Below are 1130 nucleotides of genomic sequence, written 5' to 3'. Positions count from 1 at the left end.
CTAGTGTCTCGTTTCGTTAATACGTTTTGGGTTGAGCTTTCTTCAGGATTTCGTCTGCGGTTTTTGTCCATACGAAGGGGTGTTTGCGGTCGTTCCAGCCGTTGATGAAGGCTCGGATCTTGGCGTTGAGGTCGGTGACTGAGGTGAATACGCCACGCCGGATTGCTTGGCGGTCGATGATGCCGAACCAGACCTCGACGAGGTTGAGCCACGACCCTGAGGTCGGGGTGAAGTGGACGTGGATGTTGGGGTGCGCGGTGAGCCACGCGGTGACTTCGGCCTTCTTATGGGTGGCGTAGTTGTCCATCACCAGGTGCAGTTCCTGGTCGCCGTAGGCGCGGTCGATCTGCCGCAGGAACGACAAGAACTCTTGGTGGCGGTGGCGCGGCTTGACGGCTGCGGTCACCTGCCCAGTCGCGATCTCCAAGGCGGCGAACAGTGTGGTGGTGCCGTGTCGTTTGTAGTCGTGGGTTCGGCGTTCGATCTGCCCTGGCTGCATCGGCAGCATCGGCGCCGTGCGGTCCAAGGCCTGGATTTGCGACTTTTCGTCCACGCACAACACGATTGCGTTCTCCGGCGGTTCCAGGTACAGGCCGACGACATCGGTGACCTTGGCGACCAGTTCTGGATCGGTGGAGAATTTGAACGTCCCCGACCGCCACGGCTGTACCCCGTACTCACGCCAGGCCCGCGCGACCGTCGCGTTCCCGATCCCGAGGTGACTGGCTAGCAGACGCGACGACCAGTGGGTCACTCCGTACTTCTTGGGTGGTGACTTCAACGTCGCAGCGACAACAGCTGCATGATCAAGATGCCTTGGGCGACCACACCGTTCGGCATCAAGTAACCCGTCGAGGCCGTCATGGAGATATCGGGAGCGCCACTTGAGCACGGTCGGCACCGACGTCCCGACGACCTCGCTGATCCGCGAATTGGCCATCCCTTCAGCAGCAAGGGCCACGATCCGCGCCCGACGTGCCAGTCCCGCAGGCGTCGACGTCGACCTGAGTAGTCGATCGAGTTCGGCAGCATCGCCATCACGCAGGCCCAGAGCGGGAGCCGGAGAATTCGCCATAGCCGAGTATCTCAAACCCCCAACCATTAACTAACTAACGACACGAGATACTAGG

The 1130-nt window shown here is 60.9% G+C and carries 1 protein-coding gene; it reads right to left on the bottom strand.

The window, feature by feature from the left end; all coding sequences use genetic code 11:
- Nucleotides 1-16: 16 nt before the first annotated feature.
- Nucleotides 17-1075 (bottom strand): IS630 family transposase, encoded by a 1059-nt coding sequence (locus GOSPT_RS09320; protein ID WP_082965408.1) that lies wholly within the window; start codon nt 1073-1075, stop codon nt 17-19.
- Nucleotides 1076-1130 lie beyond the last annotated feature (55 nt).

It is taken from the genome of Gordonia sputi NBRC 100414 (assembly GCF_000248055.1).
In the GTDB taxonomy this organism is placed as follows: Bacteria; Actinomycetota; Actinomycetes; order Mycobacteriales; family Mycobacteriaceae; genus Gordonia; species Gordonia sputi.
The sequence above is the reverse complement of the archived record's forward strand: the minus strand, read 5'-3'. Positions and strand labels throughout refer to the sequence as shown.

Bases quoted from the DNA above. Each gene is read 5' to 3' on its own strand.
- GOSPT_RS09320 (WP_082965408.1), bottom strand. From the start codon at position 1,075: ATGGCGAATTCTCCGGCTCCCGCTCTGGGCCTGCGTGATGGCGATGCT.